14 protein-coding genes are annotated in these 17,068 nt (G+C 71.5%); 2 read left to right on the top strand and 12 right to left on the bottom strand.

Annotated features, from left to right (window positions below; translation table 11 throughout):
* Positions 1–33: 33 nt before the first annotated feature.
* The 7 genes from E0493_RS14660 to E0493_RS14630 all read right to left on the bottom strand — a co-directional run bounded on the left by E0493_RS14660 (position 34) and on the right by E0493_RS14630 (position 7,757).
* Positions 34–1,125, bottom strand: a complete 1,092-nt coding sequence (locus tag E0493_RS14660) for a malate/lactate/ureidoglycolate dehydrogenase (RefSeq protein WP_160937852.1) — start codon at positions 1,123–1,125, stop codon at positions 34–36.
* Positions 1,126–1,204: 79 nt separating this feature from the next.
* Positions 1,205–1,963, bottom strand: a complete 759-nt coding sequence (locus E0493_RS14655) for an SDR family oxidoreductase (protein ID WP_160937851.1) — start codon at positions 1,961–1,963, stop codon at positions 1,205–1,207.
* Positions 1,960–3,060, bottom strand: coding sequence for an ABC transporter ATP-binding protein (locus tag E0493_RS14650; RefSeq protein WP_160937850.1), 1,101 nt, complete (start codon positions 3,058–3,060; stop codon positions 1,960–1,962). The genes E0493_RS14655 and E0493_RS14650 overlap by 4 nt, the downstream gene beginning before the upstream one ends.
* A 78-nt stretch (positions 3,061–3,138) precedes the next feature.
* The gene (locus E0493_RS14645) at positions 3,139–4,035 is read right to left on the bottom strand and encodes a carbohydrate ABC transporter permease (RefSeq protein WP_160937848.1); all 897 of its coding nucleotides are present in this window, start codon (positions 4,033–4,035) and stop codon (positions 3,139–3,141) included.
* Between the two features lies 1 nt (position 4,036).
* Entirely contained in the window at positions 4,037–4,972 is a 936-nt protein-coding gene (locus E0493_RS14640) for a carbohydrate ABC transporter permease (protein WP_160937846.1), read from the bottom strand.
* Between the two features lie 91 nt (positions 4,973–5,063).
* Positions 5,064–6,419 carry an ABC transporter substrate-binding protein gene (locus E0493_RS14635; RefSeq protein WP_160937844.1) on the bottom strand — a complete coding sequence of 452 codons (1,356 nt, stop codon included), beginning with the start codon at positions 6,417–6,419 and terminating at the stop codon, positions 5,064–5,066.
* Positions 6,420–6,623: 204 nt separating this feature from the next.
* On the bottom strand, positions 6,624–7,757 hold the full coding sequence (locus tag E0493_RS14630; protein ID WP_160937842.1) for a helix-turn-helix transcriptional regulator: 1,134 nt from the start codon (positions 7,755–7,757) through the stop codon (positions 6,624–6,626).
* Between the two features lie 172 nt (positions 7,758–7,929).
* On the opposite strand from E0493_RS14630, the gene E0493_RS14625 reads away from it, so the two are divergent.
* Entirely contained in the window at positions 7,930–8,913 is a 984-nt protein-coding gene (locus E0493_RS14625) for a threonine ammonia-lyase (protein ID WP_160937841.1), read from the top strand.
* 15 nt (positions 8,914–8,928) lie between these two features.
* Here the strand turns inward: E0493_RS14625 and E0493_RS14620 are convergent, their stop codons facing one another.
* Complete coding sequence (locus tag E0493_RS14620) at positions 8,929–10,845, bottom strand: sensor histidine kinase (RefSeq protein WP_160937839.1); 1,917 nt, start codon at positions 10,843–10,845, stop codon at positions 8,929–8,931.
* Positions 10,846–10,985: 140 nt separating this feature from the next.
* On the opposite strand from E0493_RS14620, the gene E0493_RS14615 reads away from it, so the two are divergent.
* Entirely contained in the window at positions 10,986–11,447 is a 462-nt protein-coding gene (locus E0493_RS14615) for a hypothetical protein (protein ID WP_160937837.1), read from the top strand.
* Positions 11,448–11,515: 68 nt separating this feature from the next.
* Here the strand turns inward: E0493_RS14615 and E0493_RS14610 are convergent, their stop codons facing one another.
* The 4 genes from E0493_RS14610 to E0493_RS14595 all read right to left on the bottom strand — a co-directional run bounded on the left by E0493_RS14610 (position 11,516) and on the right by E0493_RS14595 (position 17,065).
* Positions 11,516–12,685: a GNAT family N-acetyltransferase gene (locus E0493_RS14610; RefSeq protein WP_235913790.1), complete on the bottom strand. Its 1,170-nt coding sequence runs from the start codon at positions 12,683–12,685 to the stop codon at positions 11,516–11,518.
* A gap of 251 nt (positions 12,686–12,936) precedes the next feature.
* Positions 12,937–13,869: a DUF697 domain-containing protein gene (locus tag E0493_RS14605; RefSeq protein ID WP_160937836.1), complete on the bottom strand. Its 933-nt coding sequence runs from the start codon at positions 13,867–13,869 to the stop codon at positions 12,937–12,939.
* 106 nt (positions 13,870–13,975) lie between these two features.
* The gene (locus E0493_RS14600) at positions 13,976–15,370 is read right to left on the bottom strand and encodes a YcjX family protein (protein WP_202397140.1); all 1,395 of its coding nucleotides are present in this window, start codon (positions 15,368–15,370) and stop codon (positions 13,976–13,978) included.
* 93 nt (positions 15,371–15,463) lie between these two features.
* Positions 15,464–17,065, bottom strand: a complete 1,602-nt coding sequence (locus tag E0493_RS14595; RefSeq protein ID WP_160937835.1) for a hypothetical protein — start codon at positions 17,063–17,065, stop codon at positions 15,464–15,466.
* Positions 17,066–17,068: the final 3 nt, after the last annotated feature.

Here is a 17,068-nt window from a genome sequence, read left to right as displayed (position 1 = left end):
GAGAGAGCTGGGGGAGGTCTTCCCCCGGCCTTCTCAGAGCTGCGGCGCCTGCACGCCGAGCGAGGCGGCGGACTGCACGATGCCCGTCCAGGTGTCGGGCTGCAGCGGAATGCCCTTGGCGAGGCGATCGGCCCGATATCGTGCCTCCGGATCGCCGGGCAGCAGCACCGGCTCGCCCGGCACGGCCGGCCGGCTGCTCGCCACCCACGCCACATACTCCTGCCCCATGCGCTGGAACTCCGCCTCGGTGCCGAAATGCGCCGGCGAGAGGTAGATGGAGAGGAGGCCGTTGCTGATGCGGGTGCGCCCCTCCACCGGGCCGGAGCAGCCCCCGGCGGTGAAGGCGCCCGCCAGCAGCTCGCACATCAGCGCCAGGCCGGAGCCCTTGTGGTCGCCGAAGGCGCGGATGGCGCCCGAGCCGCCGCCCGGCAGGCGCGGCCCCACCGGCTCGTAATGACCGTAGAGCGTGTGCGGATCGCCGGAGAGGCGCCCGTCCGGCTCGATCAGCGCATCCGGCGGCAAGGGCTTGCCGCCGTTGGAGGCGACCAGCACCTTGCCCTCCGCGACGCAGGAGGTGGCGAAGTCCAGCACCACTGGCCGCCCCTCCAGCGGGACGCCGATGGCGAAGGGCGCGGTGGAGAAGCGCCGCTCCACGCCGCCGAAGGGCGCCACCAGCGTCGAGCCGGCGACGTTCACCAGGTGGATGGAGATCAGCCCGGCCGCCATGGCCTGCTCGGCATAGTGGCCGATGCGGCCGACATGGCCCGCGTTGCGCAGCGCGATGACGGCGGCGCCGTGCTGCCGCGCCCGCTCGATGCCGAGGGCGGTGGCCCGCTTCGCCGCGCTCTGGCCGAAGCCATACTGCGCATCGAGCAGGGCGAAGGCGCCGCCATCGGTGACGATCTCCGGCTGCTTGCCGGCATAGACATAGCCGGCGCGCATCCAGTCGATGTAGCGCGGAACACGCACCACGCCATGGCTGTCATGGCCGGCAAGGTTGGCCCCGACCAGATGGCTGGCGATGTCGGTGGATTCCGCCGTGTCGCAGCCGGCGGCGGCGAACATGTCGTGCACCAGGCGCTCCAGCGCCTGGGCGCCGATCAGCACGGAGGATGGGGTATCCATGGGCGTTCCCGCTTGTGGTTCTTGGGCCGGCCAGCATGGCGCAGCCGGCGGCCCTGACAACCCATCCCGCCGGGAAAAGCTACGGCATCGCCGCCACCTGCTGCGCGAGCGGCGCCTGGAAGCGGTTCCAGGTGGGCGTGACGACGATCTCGTTGATGCAGACGCGGTCCGGCAGGCCGGCGACGAACATCACCGCCTGGGCGATGTCTTCCGGCTGCAGCATCCGTGCCCGCTCCTCGGCTGGCGGCGGCTCGGGCCGCAGGTCCAGGATCGGCGTCGCCACCTCGCCCGGGCAGATGCAGGTGGAGCGGATGTTGTGGATGCCGTTCTCGGCGTTCAACGAGGCCGAGAGGGCGACGAAGCCGCTCTTGGCCGCGATGTAGCCGGGCCCGGAGACGGCGGAGGTGCCCTTCCCCGCCACCGAGGCGATCTGCACGATCAGTCCGCCGCCGCGCGCCTTCATGCCCTTCAGCACCGCCAGGCTGGTGAGGAAGGGGGCGGTGAGGTTGGCGTTCACCAGCAGCTCGGCATCCTCCGCCGCGAGCTGGTGCCAGTGCCGGCGCGGCACGTTGCTGCCGGCGTTGTTCACCAGCAGGTCGAGCCCGCCGAGCCCCTCCTCCGCGGCGCGGGCGGCACGCTCCACGGCGACCGAGTCGGTCAGGTCGGCGGGCAGGATGAGCGGCTCGGCGCCGTCGGGCAGCATCGCGGCGGTTTCCCGCAGCGGCGCCTCCCGCCGGCCGCTGAGCGCCAGGCGCCAGCCGGCGGCGCCCAGCGCCTGGGCGACCGCCCGCCCGATGCCGGACCCGGCGCCGGTGATCCAGGCTGTGCGCCCGCTCACAGGACGCGCCCCGTCTGCGGATCGAGGATGTGCATGTAGTTGAGGTCGACGGCCATTGGCAGCGGCCGGCCGGGCTCCGCCGGCGCGGTCGGGTCGACGCGCGCGACGATCTCGGCGCCTTCCATCTTGAAATGCACGAGCGTCTCCATGCCCATCGGCTCGGTCACCTCCGGCGTGGCGGTGAGCGTGGCCACGTTGGGGCGATCGAGGTTCTTCGCCTCGGTCAGGTGCTCCGGCCGGATGCCGAGCAGCACCGGCTTGCCGGCCAGCCCGCTGTAGCGCGCCGTGCGATCGGCCGGGACCGGCAGCACGATGTCGTTCGGCAGGTGCACGCGCAGCGCGCCGGCGCCGTTCTCCAGCCGCCCGGGGATGAAGTTCATGCCCGGGCTGCCGATGAAGCCGGCGACGAAGCGCGTCTTCGGATTGTGGTAGAGCTCCTGCGGCGGCCCGACCTGCTCGATGATGCCGCCATTCATCACCACGACCCGGTCGGCCAGCGTCATCGCCTCCACCTGGTCGTGCGTGACGTAGATGGTGGTGGTCTTGACGGTCTGGTGCACCTTCTTGATCTCGGTGCGCATCTGCACGCGCAGCTTGGCGTCGAGGTTCGACAGCGGCTCGTCGAACAGGAACACCTTGGGGTCGCGCACGATGGCGCGTCCCATGGCGACGCGCTGCCGCTGGCCGCCCGAGAGCGCCTTCGGCTTGCGGTCGAGCAGCGGCGTGATGTCGAGGATGCGGCCGGCATTGTCGACGCGGCGCTTGATCTCCTCCTTCGGGAACTTCCGCAGCATGAGCCCGAAGGCCATGTTGTCGAACACCGTCATGTGCGGATAGAGCGCGTAGTTCTGGAACACCATGGCGATGTCCCGGTCGCGCGGCGGCACGTCGTTCACCAGCCGGCCGCCGATGGCGATCTCGCCGTCGGAGATCTCCTCCAGCCCCGCGATCATCCGCAGCGTGGTGGACTTGCCGCAGCCGGAAGGGCCCACCAGCACGACGAACTCGTGGTCGGCGATGTCGAGGTCGATGCCCTTCACCGCCTGCACACCGCCGTCATACGCCTTGACCACCTTGCGGAGTGTCACCTGCGCCATTCTTGAGCTCTCCCAGGTCTCTTTTGTCTTGTCAGGACGCGCCCCGCCCGGCCGCTTACGGCCGGGCGGGGCTGGCCCTCAGCCCTTGGTCGCGCCGGCGGTCAGGCCGGCGATGTAGTAGTCCATCAGGAAGGCATAGACGAGCAGCGGCGGCAGCGCCGCCATCAGCGCGCCGGCCATGATCTTGCCCCACTGGAAGGTGTCCGCCCGGATCAGGTCCGAGACGATGCCAACCGTCAGCACCATCTGGTCCGAGCTGACCAGGAAGGCCAGGGGATAGATGAAGGCCGCCCAGCTCACGGTGAAGGCGAAGATCATTGCCGCCAGGATGCCCGGCAGCGCGACGGGAATGAAGATCTTCCAGAGCATCTGCAAGTGCCCCGCGCCGTCGATCAGCGCCGCCTCGTCCAGCTCCTTCGGAATGGAAGCGAAGTAGCCGATCATGATCCAGGTGCAGAACGGCACCGTCAGCGTGGGAAAGAGCAGCACCATCGCCCACAGGTTGTTGTACATGCCGAGCTGCCCGACGATCTGGAACATCGGGATGAACAGCAGCGTCTCCGGCACCAGGTAGGTCAGGAAGACGCCGGTCGCCAGCGTCGCGCTGCCCCAGAACTTCATCCGCGCCAGCGCGAAGGCCGCCAGGGTCGAGATCACCATGGTGATGGCCACGGTGCAGGCGGTGACGATCACCGAGTTGCGGAAATGGATGACGTAGTTGCCCTGGGTCAGCAGCTCCCAGTAGTTCTGCAGCGTGGGCGAGCGGACGATCCAGGGATTGCCGGAGAGGTCGGCGATCTCGCCGCTGCTCTTCAGGCTGGTCATCAGCATGTGGAAGGGCGGGATCATGAAGAACAGGATGAACACCGCCAGCGCGATATAGGCGCCGATCATCGCCCAGCGGCGCTCCCGCCGGAGGCTGCCGTGCTTGCGCTCGGGCTCGACGTAGGTGGAGGAATCGGTGGTGGCGCTCATCTCAGGCCATCTCCTTGGTGCGCCGGTTCACCCCTCGCAGGATGAAGATGGCGAAGATCGCCAGCAGCGGGAACATGAACAGGCTGACCGTGGCGCCGAGCGGGATGTCGCCCGACTGGATGCCAACCTGGAAGGCGTAGGTGGCGAAGACATGCGTCTTATCCAGCGGACCGCCATTGGTCAGGATGCGGACGATGTCGAAGTTCGCGAAGGTGACGATCAGGCTGAACAGCACGGTGATCGAGATGATGTTGCGCATCATCGGGAAGGTCACGAAGCGCAGCTTCTGCCAGCCCGTCGCGCCGTCGATCGCCGCCGCCTCGTAGAGCTGGTCGGGCACCGACTTCAGCGCGGCGAGGTACATGATCATGAAGAAGGGCGAGCCGTACCAGACGTTCACCAGGATGACCGAGAAGCGCGCCCAGCCGGCCTGGCCGAGCCAGGGGACGGGGTCCACGCCGATGCCGGCCAGCGCCCAGTTGAAGGCCGAGTAGGAGGGGTCGAACAGCCACCACCAGGCGAGCGTCGAGATGGCGGGCGGGATCACCCACGGCACCAGCAGCATGCCGCGCCACTTGCGCTGCCCCTTGGCGGGCAGCGCGTGCAGCACATGCGCCAGGATGAAGCCGATCAGCGCCTTCACCACCACCGCCGTCACCGCGAAGAGCACCGACTGGAGCACGACGTCCCAGAAGGTCTGGCGGGAGAAGAGGAAGGTGAAGTTGTCGATGCCGATGAACTTCGTCATGCGCTTGTTCAGCGTGGCGAGGTACAGCGCGTAGAGGAACGGATAGACCACCAGCCCCAGCACCAGCAGGATCAGCGGCAGGGTCAGCAGGAAGGCGGTGGTTGAGTTGCGTCGCGCCAGGCGCCGCAGCGTGCTGTGCGGCGACACCGCGGCCGGCGCGGTCGGGGCGGAAAGCGTGCCTTGGGACATGTCAGGCTCCCTCGCGGTGGCGGGAGATACGGCAGCGCGCGCGGGACCCGTGTCCCCGCGCGCGCATCCTCACGGTTGGCGGGGCGCGGCGTCAGCCGCGCTGGAAGCCCTCCAGCTCGTTCTGCGCCCAGGCAATGGCGCTGTCGACGGATTCGCCGTTCTGCGACACGCGGGCGATCATCTTCGCCTGGATCGCCTGGTTGTACATCTGCACGGCGATTTCCGGCGGCGCCGGGTTGCAGGCGATGAACTGCTTGGAGTTGTGCTGCGGCCGGACGGGATAGTTGTAGACCACGCCCTTCGGCGGCCCTTCCGTCTCCCAGGTATCGAAGTCGGTCATGCTGCCGAAGGGCGGGATGTCGTAGCCGTTGCTGGCGGCAACCATCTGCTGCGCCTGCTCGCGCTGGCTGAGGTGCTCGATCAGTGCCTTACCCGCACTCTTGTTCTTGGAGAAGCTCCAGAGGCCCCAGAAATACGGCAGGTAGGGGGTGAAGCGCCCGTTGACGCCCTTCGGCGGCGGGAAGCTCCAGCACTCCTTGGCCACGTCCGGCGCATCGCGCTTGGCCACCGCCCACGCGCTCGGCGGGTTGAAGATCAGCGCCGACTTGCCGGAGATCAGCGCGCGGTTGTTGGAAGCGTCGTCCCAGGAGAACACGTCGCCCGGCAGCACCGAGCAAAGGCGCTTCGCGTAGTCGAGCACCTGCCGCACGTTGTCGGACTTGGCGGTGATGTCGCCCTTCTCGTTCACCAGCGTGGCGCCGAAGGAATGGAACAGGCTGCCGATCCAGTCGGTCGCGTCGGTGAACTGGCCGACCGGCAGGCCGAAGGGCACGCCGGCCTTGTGGCAGGCCTGCGCCGCCTTCAGGAAGGCGTCCCAGGTCCAGTTGTCGGCGCCCGGCCCGGCCTTGTTGGCCGCCGGGTACATTTCCCGCACATCCAGCCCGGCATGCTGCTTCAGCAGGTCGAAGCGGGCGAGCGCCGGCTTGTTCTGGCTGCCCGAGATGGCCGGCACCGCGCGCCACTTGCCCTGCACTTTCGCCAGGTACTCGGTGATCGGGTTCAGGTCGCCGTACTTCTGCTGCAGCCGGCCCATGACGTCGTCCATGGGCTCCAGCAGGTCGGACTTGGCGTGCACCTCCCAGGTCGGGAAGGCGAGCACGTCATGCCCCTGCTTCGCCTGCGATTCCGCGGCGATCGTCAGCAGGTTCTTGTTGCCGACCGAGGTAATGAAGTCGAGCTCGATCTGAACCTTGTTCTTCTCACCCCAGTCCATGACGATCTTGCGCATGGCGTCGTTGCCGGTGGGAACCCAATGGTCCCAGAGGCCCAGCGCCAGCCTTCCGCCGGCGTTCTGGCCATGCACGTTCACCAGGGGCAGGGCGCTGGCCACAGCGCCCAGGGCACCAGCGCGCAGCACAGTACGACGGGAGAACCCGTTGCCTTCCATGATCCGTAAACCTCCTCCGCACGGGCGACATGCGTCGCCTCGGGCCTTGTGGCCACTCGTTGCGAAAGGAACGTTAGGCGTTGCGACAGCGTTCTTGCAACGGTTCCCGCACGATCCCCGTAATCTTGCGTATTTTTTATCCTGCGGCGCACCGCGCGCGGCAATGCGGTGCCCGCTGCAATTCATATCTTTATTGCAACGTCCTCACGCGCAGGTTTGCAGCACCAGCGCCACAAGTTCCGCCTGCCGGCGGCAGCCGGTCTTGCGGCGGATGGCGGCCAGGTGCGACCGCAGGGTCTCCGGCGAGACGCCGCGCCGCCGCGCCTGCTGCCTGAGGTCCTGGCCTGCGGCCAGGCCCGCCGCCAGCCTCGCCTCGGCCGGCGTGAGGCCCAGCAGGCGCTGCAGCAGCACGGCGGAGGGCGGCCGCCGCCTGGTGCGGTCGGCCACCAGCACCACCGCGCCGGCGAGGTCGGCGAAGGGGCCGCCGCTTCCGGCGCGCAGCGGCAGCGCCTGCGCCACCCAGGCAGGAGCGCCGGAAGGCCGCGGGATGCTCAGCCCGGTGCCGTCGGGCAGCAGGCGGACACGGCCGGACCGCACCGCCAGCACCAGGTCGAGGGCGTGCCGCAGCGCCTGCCGCGCCGCCGGGTCGGCCAGGTCCAGCCCGGCGGGGGTCAGCGCCAGCCCGTCCCGCAAGGCCGCCATGGCGCGCAGCGCCGCATTGGCGTGCAGCAACCGCCCATGGCGGCCGATCACGGCGATGCCCTGCGGCAGCGCCTCCAGCCCCGCCTCCAGCACGGCCGCCCGCGCCTGCGCCAGCCGCAGCCGCGACTCCGCCTGCAGCGCGCCCCGCAGATGCGGGTAGAGCGCCGCCAGGAACGCCTCCTCCTCCGCCCCGAACGGTTCCCCCCCTTGCGGCCGGTGCACGCTCAGCACCCCGATCGTGTCGTCCGGTTCGGTGACGCTTGCGCTGAGCGTGTGGAAGCCGGAGCCGGAGATCCGCCTGCGCCCGAACTCGTTCCAGAACATCGACCGCGCGAAGTCGCGCGGCGGGCAGAGCCGGTTGAAGCTGAGCACCCCGCGCGGCTGCCGCAGGGCGACCGCCACGCGCGGGTCATGGCGCAGCCAGTCCGTTTCGTATTCGGCAAGAATGTCCGGGTCGATGGCGTACAGCGCCGTGGCGCGCGTGCCTGGCGGCGCGTCACTGGCGAGCGGGATGCGGCTGATGAAGCCGGTTTCCGCCTTGAGCGCCCGCGCCACCGCGGCGAGTTGCGGCTCCAGCGAACCGCCTTCCAGAACGGCGCCATAAAGCTCCAGCGCCAGGTCGCGGGGGTCGAGCATATCGTTTCACTTCCCGCACAGGGTTTTCCTTGCCCGGCCAGCTTATAGGGCGCCCTGGAACGAAAGGGGTTCACCCAAACGGGTGAGTATCCGGAGGGGCTTGCCCAAGCCCCGAGGGGGCGCGAGGCTGCACGCCCCGGCCGCGCGCCGGCGCAGCCCCCGGAGGTGCCCGATGAACGCCACGACGCTCCCCGCCCACGCCGATGTCCTCGCCGCCGCCGAGCGGCTGCGCGGCCGCGTGGTCCGCACCCCCATGCTGCGCCACCCGCTGCTCGACTCGCTGACCGGCGGCACCGTGCTGGTGAAGCCGGAGCCGCTGCAGCGCACCGGCAGCTTCAAGTTCCGCGGTGCCACCAATGCCGTGCTGAGGCTGGACCCGGAGCAGCGCGCCGCCGGCGTGGTGACGCATTCCTCCGGCAACCACGGTCAGGCGGTGGCCTGCGCCGCGGCGGCGGAGGGGGTGAAGGCGTTGATCGCCATGCCGAAGGACGCGCCTTCCATCAAGGTCGAGAGCACCCGCCGCTGGGGCGCCGAGATCACCTTCTTCGACCGCGCCAGCACCGACCGCGAGGCGCTGGCCCAACGGCTGGCCGAGGAGCGTGGCGCCAGCCTGCTGCCGCCCTTCGACCATCCGGACGTCATCGCCGGCCAGGGCACGCTGGCGCTGGAGCTGGCCGAGGACGCCCGCGCCGCCGGGCTGGCGATGGACGCGCTGGCCGTCTGCACCGGCGGCGGCGGGCTGATCGCCGGCTGCGCGCTGGCGATGGAGGGCGCCTCCCCCGGCACCGAGGTCTGGGCGGCGGAGCCGGAGGGCTGGGACGACACCGCCCGCTCGCTGGCCGCCGGGGAGCGCCTGGCCAATGACGGCAGGGGCGCCCTGCTCTGCGATGCGCTGCTCTCCATGCGTCCTGGCGCGCTGACCTTCGCGGTGAACCAGCCGCGCCTGAAAGGGGGCGTCGCGGTGACGGAGGCGGAGGTGTTCCGCGCCATGCGCCTGGCCTTCGAGGCGCTGAAGATCGTGGTCGAGCCGGGCGGCGCCGTGGCGCTCGCCGCGCTGCTGGCCGGCAAGATCCCGGCGCGCGGCCGCACCGTGGGCGTGGTGCTCAGCGGCGGCAACGTGGACCCGGCCGTCTTTGCCCGCGCCCTGGCGGGCTGAGGGCGCGGGGCGGCCTCAGGCCAGGAGGTCGGGCGCCGGCTGGCGGCTCACGGGCTCGGACGAGGCCGCCTGCGCCTCCAGCAGCGGGACCGCCGCATCCGCGGGTCCGGCGCCGGCTCCCCGGAACCGCACCCGCGCCTGCAGGCCCTCCGGCGCGAACTCCATCGCCACCTCGGTTCCCGCCCCGAGATCCGGCGCGAGCGCCCGCTGCAGCAGCCGCGAGCCGAAGCCGCGCCGGTCCGCCGGCGGCGCCGTCACCGGCGGGCCACCGCTTTCCGCCCAGTGCAGGTGGGTCCAGCCCTCGGCATCGGTTCGCCAGCGGAGCCGCACCTGGCCCTCCTCGGCGGAGAAGGCGCCGTATTTCGTGGCGTTGGTGGCCAGTTCGTGCAGCGCCAGCACGATCGCCTGCGCTTGGCTCGGGCGCAGCAGCACGCCTTCCGCCCCTTCCAGCAGCAGGCGCGGCGGCGTTTCGTTCAGCCAGGGGTCCAGGGCGGCTTGCGCCACCTCGGCGAGGTCGGTGGGCTCCCAGTCATGCGCCGTCAGCAGGTCGTGGCCGCGCGCCATGGCCTGCAGCCGCGCCCGCAGCGCCGCCTTCATCTGCTCCGGCTCGCCCCCGACGCGCCGCAGGGTGATGTCGATGATCGCCAGCACGGCGGTCAGGGTGTTCTTGACGCGGTGGTTCAGCTCCCGCACCAGCAGGTCGCGCCCCGCCTCGGCGCGCAGCCGCGCCGTGACGTCCTGCAGCACCACGCCCACCCCCTCGATCCGCCCGCTGGCATCCTCGATCGGGTGGAAGCTGGCGCGGAACTGCCGGAGGTTGCGCACGGCGCCCGGCGCCTCCGCCGTCATCGGCACGTCCAGCACGGGCTTGCCGGTCCTGAACACCTCGCGGTGCGCATCCTCCAGCGGCTCTCGGAGAGCGGCGGGGAAGACCTCCGAAGGCGGCCGTCCGATGTGGTCCGCCGGCGGCAGGCCCGCAAGCGCCGCCAGCCGGGCATTGACCGAGACGAAGCGGAAATCGCTATCCAGCAGCGCCAGGCCGACGGGGACGGTGTCGTGCAGCACCCGCAGGTCGGCGAGGGCGCGAAGGGCGGCCGCGTCGCCCGGCGGCTGCCGCAGCGCCCAGATGGCCATCAGCGCCGCGGCCAGGGCCGCGAGGCCGCCGATGGCGAGGCGGGAAGGCGGCACCGCGCCGCTCTTCACCGCGGCCGGCGGGCGCACCGCCACCAGCCGCCAGTCTGGCGCCATCCGCAGGGGCCAGGCCGCCCGCGCGAAGGCTCGGCCTTCCGCCGGCCCCGCGCCCGGCGCGCCCGCCGCCTCGGCGGGGAAGGCCATCTGGGTGGCGGTGGCGACCAGCGTGCCGTCCGGCTCCACCACCGCCGCGGCCATGCCGGGGGGAAGGACGTTGTCCAGCACGGCCGCGATCACTTCCGGCTGGAGTTCCGTGATCAGGACGGCGATGCGCCGCTGCGCCCGCTTCACCGGCACGGCGACCGCCAGACGGATCCGCTGCTCCGGGCCGATGGTGGAGCGCATCACGGCGGTGCCGCCGCTTTCCAGCGCGCGCAGCGCGGGTGCGGCATCCTCCAGCGCCGGAAGGATGGTGCCGAAGGGCAGCCTGGTGTTGATAAGCTGGGCCAGCGACAGGTCGGCCAGCATGACGGGGGCCTCCAGCACGCCGGCGGCGGCCAGTGCGTGGCCGTACAACGCCCGCAGGTCGGCGTCAGGCCGGTCCAGCACGGGCGAGGCTGCCAGCGCGGCGAGGATCTGCGCCCGGTGCTCCAGCTCGGTGTCCACCGCCGCGGCGAGGATGCGGCTGGTTTCGGTCAGGGCGGCGGCGCGGCGTTCGGCGTCCTGCCCATCCGGACTGCCGGGCAGCAGCAGGGCCAGGACGGCAGCGGCGGCGGCGGCGCAGGCGGCCAGGAGGGCCATGATCCGGCTCCCCTGCCACCGCCTCGAAAGCTGCCCGCGCTCAGATCGCATTTCCCGCATTTCCCGCTATGGTGCTATGGCTCGCCGGCCTTGGGTACCAGCCAGCAGGTGTCCCGCAGCTTTTTCAACCATCGGTTATAATGCGCCTCCACCCGACAATCATCCTGGCAGTCTTCCTCGCATCCTGCGCCGGCCAGCCATCGCCATATGGCTGGTCCCCCGCCGGGGGATGGCGCACGGGCAGCGGCTCGGAGGTCTCGCCGGCCTCCCGGCAGCGCCGGCCGAATCCCTCCCGCGCCGCGCCGGCGCCGGAAAGCCAGGAGCCGACGGCCTACCGAGTCGCCTCCGACGGCACCGTCGGCTGTGCCGACCCGCAGGCGTTGCGCGCGCTGCGCGAGCTGCGGAGTTCGGACAACGGCACGCCCCGCGCCTTGGCGGAGGCGCACCGCAACGGCCATTGCATGACCGTCTTTCAGGTCAGCCGATGGAGGCTGGACAGCGCCGAGGGCGACATGATGCGGCTCAGCCTGCTCCATCCCAATCCCGGCCAGCGCGAGACGACGCTTTACTTCATGCGCGGCGAGGTGGAGGCGCAGCCCTGAATCCTTTTCTTCCTGCGGCGAAGGCCTGACGAAACGTCAAGGTTCCGCCGGGGTTCCGGCGGCGTGGATCAGTCCTCTACCCGGAACGGGGAGGCTTCCGCCAGTTCCGCCATCTCTCTTTCCATGGCGGGGCGTTCGGCGTCGAGGAACTCCGCCACCGCGCGGCGAAGGCCGCGATGCGCGATCCAGTGCGCGGAATAGGTCGGCACCGGCAGGTAGCCGCGCTGGATCTTATGCTGCCCCTGCGCCCCCGCCTCAACCCGCTGCAGGCCCTGCGCGATGGCGAAGTCGATGGCCTGGTAGTAGCACAGCTCGAAATGCAGGAAGGGCGTCTCCACCGTGGTGCCCCAGTTGCGGCCATACAGCGCGTCGGGGCCCATCAGGTTCAGCGCGCCCGCCACCGGCTGGCCGTCCCGCTCGGCCATCATCAGCACCACGCGGTCGCCCAGGCGCTCGGCAAGCAGGGGCCAGAAGCGCGCGTTGAGGTAGGCGCTGCCCCATTTGCGGTCCACCGTGTCCAGGTAGAAGCGGTGGAAGGCGGTCCAGTGCCGCCGGGTGATCTCGGCGCCGCGCAGGGTGCGGAAGGTCAGGCCGGCGGCCTGGGCGTCGCGCCGCTCCCGCCGCAGCTGCTTGCGCTTGCGGCTCGAAAGGGCGCCCAGGAAGTCCTCGAAGCTGCGGTAGCCCGGATTCGTCCAGTGAAACTGCGTGCCGAGGCGCCGCAGCCAGCCGACCTCGCCCAGCGCCTGCCACTCCGCCTCAGTGCAGAAGGTGACATGCGCGGAGGAAAGGCCGAGTTGCTCCACCACCTGCGCCAGCGCCTCGCCCAGCGCCGCCGGGCCGATGCCCGAATCGGGCCGGACCAGCAGCCGCCGCCCCGGCACCGGGCTGAACGGCACCGCCACCTGCAGCTTGGGATAATAGCGGCCGCCGCTGCGCTCCAGCGCATGGGCCCAGGAGTGGTCGAAGACATACTCGCCGTAGGAGTGGCTCTTGGCATAGGCGGGCGCGACCGCCACCAGCCGCTCCGAAGCGTCGCGCAGCGCCAGATGCTGCGGCAGCCAGCCGGTGCGCGGGCCGGTCGAGCCGCTTTCCTCCAGAACCGCCAGAAAGGCGTGGCTGACAAAGGGATTCTCCGCGCCGGCGCAGGCGTCCCACTCGGGCGCGGCAATCTCCGCGATCGAGGAATGCAGGCGCAGGGTCAGTTCCTGGGGAGCACCGTCGGACATGATGCGCAGCATGTGCGCTGCTTCGCGGAAGCTGCAAGCGGGCAGTGCAGCATAGCAGGCCGGCCGCCGCGGAACGAAACGGGCGGCGAGAATGGCGACCCAGCAAGCGGAGGCGCCGGCGGGAACCGCGGCCAAGGCGCCGCCCCCAGATCTCTGCCTCCAGCCCTCTGCCCTCTGCCCTCTGCCCTCTGCCCTCTGCCCTCTGCCCTCTGCCCTCTGCCCTCTGCGGCGTGGCCGGGTAACCCCGGACCCGCCAATCGCCCTCAGCGCAGCGCGCGCGTCGGCCGGCAGCATTCCGCCGTGGCGCCGGCCAGCCGCAGCATCCGCCGCGCCGCCACCGCGGCCCCCGCCGCGCCGCCGGCGAGCTTCGCCGCGTGCCCTTCCACGAACTGCTCCACGCCCGCCTCGGCCACCAGATCGGCCCCCGCCGTCAGCCCGGCGGAAAGCGCCAGGCGCCGCAACAGCCGCCACAGCACCGCCGCTCCCGGCCGCACGCCATGCAGCACCGCCACCTGGCGCATCAGCCGCAGCCCGATCAGCGCCATCGCACCGGCATCCAGCGCCGGCGAGGGCAGCACCGCCGCGGTCAGGAACACCTGCGCCGCCGCCTGCCGGCCCATGGCCTTCACCCGCGCGTCCAGCACGGGCAGGAGGCCGGTGGCCAGCAGGCCTCGGGCCTCGGCCATGCTGCCGGCCCGGTGGAGTTCCGCCACGGCGGCCGCCGCTTCCGGCAGGCGCCGCGCCACGCCCTCCGCCCAGCGCAGCAGCGCGGCCGGCGGCCTGGCACCGTCGGGCGTCTCGCGCACTGCCTCGGCAAGCGCATCCAAGGCATCGAGCCGGCGCAGCGCCCGCCATTCCCGGCCAAGCGCCACCAGCATCAGCCCGCCGACGCCCGCACCCAGCGCCGCGCCCAGCCAGCCCAGCACCGGCGAGGCGGCGAACAGGTCGTCCAGCATGAGCCCCAGGCCGAGCCCGAAGCTGCCCAGCACCAGCAGGCCCGCCGCGGCCCCGAAGGTGCCGAAGGAGGCGAGCCAGCCGGCGCCCTTCGCCCTGGCTTGCGGCACGGCGAGGTCAACGGGCGCGCCATGGCGGATCAGCCCGCCCGCCTCCGGCTCCAGCAGGGCGGGGCCAAGCGAAGGATCGACGGTCTTGGTGGGGCGCGAGGGCTCGTCGGCCCATCCGGGATCCGTGCTCATCGGGCACAAGCCTGGGGCAAGGTGTTTCTCCCCAGACCCTTCTTCTTCTCTTTCTGACAGAAAGAAGATGGGGGTTTGGGGGAATTCTTTCTCCCGAGCTTTTCGGTCACAGCGCGTCCTCCAACAGCCAGGCGAGCAGCCGGTCCATTCCCAGGTTCGGCAGGCCCTCGCGCCCTTCGGGGTCCACCACCGGCGGGCGGAACACGGGCAGCGCGAAATAGGGCCGCTGCCAGAACGGGTCGCCCGGCGCCGGAGGCGCGGCCGGAACATGCCCCGGCCGGAAGGGGCGCCGCCGTGCCTCGCCAAGCGGCACGCCATAGACGACCGGCGCCTCCCCGGCCGGGCTGCCCCCCTCTTCCGTGCAGCGCAGCGCCGCAAGGGTGAAATGGTTCGCCGCGCGCCCGCCATCCCCGCCGCCGACCATGCCGCGGAACAGGCTCTCGAAGGCCGGCCGCTGCGCCTCCGGCACATAGTCCGCCTTGGTGGCGACAAAGGCCACCCGCTTCAGCGTGGAAAGGCGGAACCAGCGGGAGCGGGAGCGCGCGTCGTAGGCTCGGGCGATCTGCGCCACCGCCTGCCGCGCATCCTCGAAGGCCCCCTCCCCGGCGCAGAGCGCGCCCAGCGCGTCCACCAGCACCACCTGCCGGTCGAAGCGGGCGAACCAGGGATCGAAGTAGCTGCGCCGCATGTCGTCCCGATAGGCGTCGAAGCGGCGCGCCAGCAGTTCGCGCAGCGAACCCGGCGCCGGGGCGCCGCTCCCCGGCAGCGGAAAGAACCACATCATCGGGCTTTCGCCCTTCGGCCCCGGCACCAGGAAGCGGCCAGGCTGCAGCCAGCGCAGGCCGAGGCGGTCACGCAGCGCCACCAGCAGGTCGCGGTAGAGCATGAAGCCGCGGCGCGCGACCGCCTCCTCCGCCGGGGCGGCGGCATCCAGGCTGGCCAGAAAGGCCAGGAACTCCCCGGCCAGCGCGGCGCGCGGCGGCTGGCGCAGCAGGGCGAGGGTATGGGCCGACCAAGCCGCGTGGTCCTCGTCCAGCAGCGGCAGGTCCAGCAGCCACTCGCCGGGATAGTCGAGCAGTTCCAGCCGAACCCGGCGCGGCGGCAGCCAGCGGCCGAAGCGCCCGCGCCGCGCCACCACCAGCGTCAGGCTGACCGTGGCGAGATCGCTGGTGCGCGGCGGCCAGTGCGGGTCCGCCCCGGCCAGGTCGCGCAGCTTGTCGGCGGCATCGAACCAGTCCAGCGCCTGCGTCCCGGCCGGCTCCAGCCGCACCGCCTCGATGCGGGTGCCCGTCGCGGCGAGTTGCCGCCGCAGCGCCGGCAGCGCGTCCCGCCCCCGCCCGAGCGCCAGCAGGTTGGCGATCATCGAGGTGATGAACACCGTCTTGCCGGAGCGGCTGAGGCCGGTGATGGCGACGCGAAGCGTGGTTTCGTTGAAGGCGCGTTCCGCCTCGCTGGTGAGCCGGGCGATTCCGTGCCCGATCTGCTCAATCCCTGCCGCCATGATCCTCCGCCTCGGTATTCCGCCACCGATGTGGGGATTGGCGGCGGCAGGCGCGAGACGTCCGGCCGCGGCTTCGACGCCCCTTGGTCCCTCTCAGCGCAGCTGACTTGTTATTCGCGCCCGCGGCAGGCGCAACAGCTGCGCGAAGCCCTGCTGCGCCACCACCTCGACCCCTTCCGGCAGTTGCACCGGGCCGTTGCGGTCGGGCATGTCGGTGTTCAGCACCAGCGCGAAGTCGAAGCGGTCCCGCCAGTGCCGGACATAGGCCTCGCTCTGCGGCAGCGGATAATCCGGATCCGACAGCGCCGCCACCGAGGCGATCTCGCCCTCCGGCACGGCGATCTGCTCGAAGGCGGGCGCCACCATCAGCGGCTGCTTGCCGCGGGCGGTGAAGAGGTTGGGCACGAAGGACTGCCGCCACAGGGTCGCGAAAGCGCCGGACTGCGTGAAGGAAGGCATGCGGTCGGCGAAGTAGCGGCCGAGCGGCGCGCCGGCCATGGCCTCGCGCGGCGCATCATGCTGCAGCGGCAGAACCGCGCTGTGCGGCGGCAGGGCGGCCAGCACCGTCCGGATGGCGGCGGCATCCGCCTCCAAACGCACCCAGTGGCGGGCGACATCGGCGGTGCGCAGCCCGCTCAGGGCCGCCAGCGCCACCGCCGCCCCGATCAGCACCGGCCGGCGGGCGAAGTCGATGCGGATGGCGGCGGCGGCGGCCAGCAGGGCCATGATCGGCAGGCGCAGTTCGATGACGCTGGTGCCGGCCATGGCGGTCGGCATGAAGAGCGAGACGAAGGCGAGGATGGCGGCAACGGCCAGCAGCCCCTGGTGCACATGCAGGCGACGCCGCAGCAGGGCATAGGCGGGCACCAGCGCCAGCAGCAGCATGAAAACGGCATCCACCCGCATGGTGTAGGTGCGGAAGGGCGAGAGCAGCGCCGCGATGCGGCTGGCGATGCCGTGGTTCCAGATGGTGCCGGTGCTGCCCGCCGCCTGGTCCTCGCCGGGCAGATGCGCGGCGGTGAGCGCCAGCACGAGCACCGGCAGCGAGCAGACCACCACCAGCAGCAGGCCGGAGCCCAGGAAGCCGGTGACGGCTCGGCGCGAGGCGAAGCGGTCGGCGATGCGCGGCCCGATGGTCAGGCCGCCAAGCAGCGCGGCATAGAACAGCAGCGCGAAGGGATGGACGACGAGGAGCGCGGCGCTGAAGGCCAGCCGCGCCGCCCAGCGCAGCGCGGAGGGGCGCATGGCGGCGTCCAGGGCGGCGAGCATCAGCGCCAGCGCCAGGCCCATCTGGAAGGTGATGAAGCCGAAGATCAGCGTCATCGTCCAGGCCAGCGCGGGCAGGGCGAGCTGCCAGACGTTCCACCCCAGCAGCCGCCGGTTCAGCAGGAAGCAGCCGAGCGGCGGGCCGATGATGGCGAAGGCCAGGATGCCCTGCGCGACATGGTCGCCCGGGACCGAGCCTGCCAGCGCGCGGGCGATGAGGTCGCCGCCGATATTGGTGAAGGCACGCGACCAGTCCGCCCCATACATGCCCGGCATCTGCGCCATGCCGCCGCCGAGCAGCCAGAAGCGCGCCGCATGGTTGGGGAAATCCCCCAGGATCGGCATCGGCGCCAGCATCAGCGGCACGAGGAGCATCACCGCGAACAGCGCGACCAGGCCGCTGCGCGTCAACCCACCAAGAGGGCGCATCAC

The sequence above is a fragment of the Teichococcus coralli genome (assembly GCF_009829925.1).
In the GTDB taxonomy this organism is placed as follows: domain Bacteria; phylum Pseudomonadota; class Alphaproteobacteria; order Acetobacterales; family Acetobacteraceae; genus Pseudoroseomonas; species Pseudoroseomonas coralli.
Note: the sequence above shows the minus strand (reverse complement) of the source record. Positions and strands in the feature narration are given on the sequence as shown.

Excerpts from the sequence above, each read along its gene's own strand:
- E0493_RS14660 (WP_160937852.1), bottom strand. The coding sequence starts at position 1,125 with ATGGATACCCCATCCTCCGTGCTGATCGGCGCCCAGGCGCTGGAGCGC.
- E0493_RS14650 (WP_160937850.1), bottom strand. The coding sequence starts at position 3,060 with ATGGCGCAGGTGACACTCCGCAAGGTGGTCAAGGCGTATGACGGCGGT.
- E0493_RS14645 (WP_160937848.1), bottom strand. The coding sequence starts at position 4,035 with ATGAGCGCCACCACCGATTCCTCCACCTACGTCGAGCCCGAGCGCAAG.
- E0493_RS14640 (WP_160937846.1), bottom strand. The coding sequence starts at position 4,972 with ATGTCCCAAGGCACGCTTTCCGCCCCGACCGCGCCGGCCGCGGTGTCG.
- E0493_RS14635 (WP_160937844.1), bottom strand. The coding sequence starts at position 6,419 with ATGGAAGGCAACGGGTTCTCCCGTCGTACTGTGCTGCGCGCTGGTGCC.
- E0493_RS14630 (WP_160937842.1), bottom strand. The coding sequence starts at position 7,757 with ATGCTCGACCCCCGCGACCTGGCGCTGGAGCTTTATGGCGCCGTTCTG.
- E0493_RS14625 (WP_160937841.1), top strand. The coding sequence starts at position 7,930 with ATGAACGCCACGACGCTCCCCGCCCACGCCGATGTCCTCGCCGCCGCC.
- E0493_RS14620 (WP_160937839.1), bottom strand. The coding sequence starts at position 10,845 with ATGGCCCTCCTGGCCGCCTGCGCCGCCGCCGCCGCTGCCGTCCTGGCC.
- E0493_RS14615 (WP_160937837.1), top strand. The coding sequence starts at position 10,986 with ATGCGCCTCCACCCGACAATCATCCTGGCAGTCTTCCTCGCATCCTGC.
- E0493_RS14610 (WP_235913790.1), bottom strand. The coding sequence starts at position 12,685 with ATGCTGCGCATCATGTCCGACGGTGCTCCCCAGGAACTGACCCTGCGC.
- E0493_RS14605 (WP_160937836.1), bottom strand. The coding sequence starts at position 13,869 with ATGAGCACGGATCCCGGATGGGCCGACGAGCCCTCGCGCCCCACCAAG.
- E0493_RS14600 (WP_202397140.1), bottom strand. The coding sequence starts at position 15,370 with ATGGCGGCAGGGATTGAGCAGATCGGGCACGGAATCGCCCGGCTCACC.
- E0493_RS14595 (WP_160937835.1), bottom strand. The coding sequence starts at position 17,065 with ATGCGCCCTCTTGGTGGGTTGACGCGCAGCGGCCTGGTCGCGCTGTTC.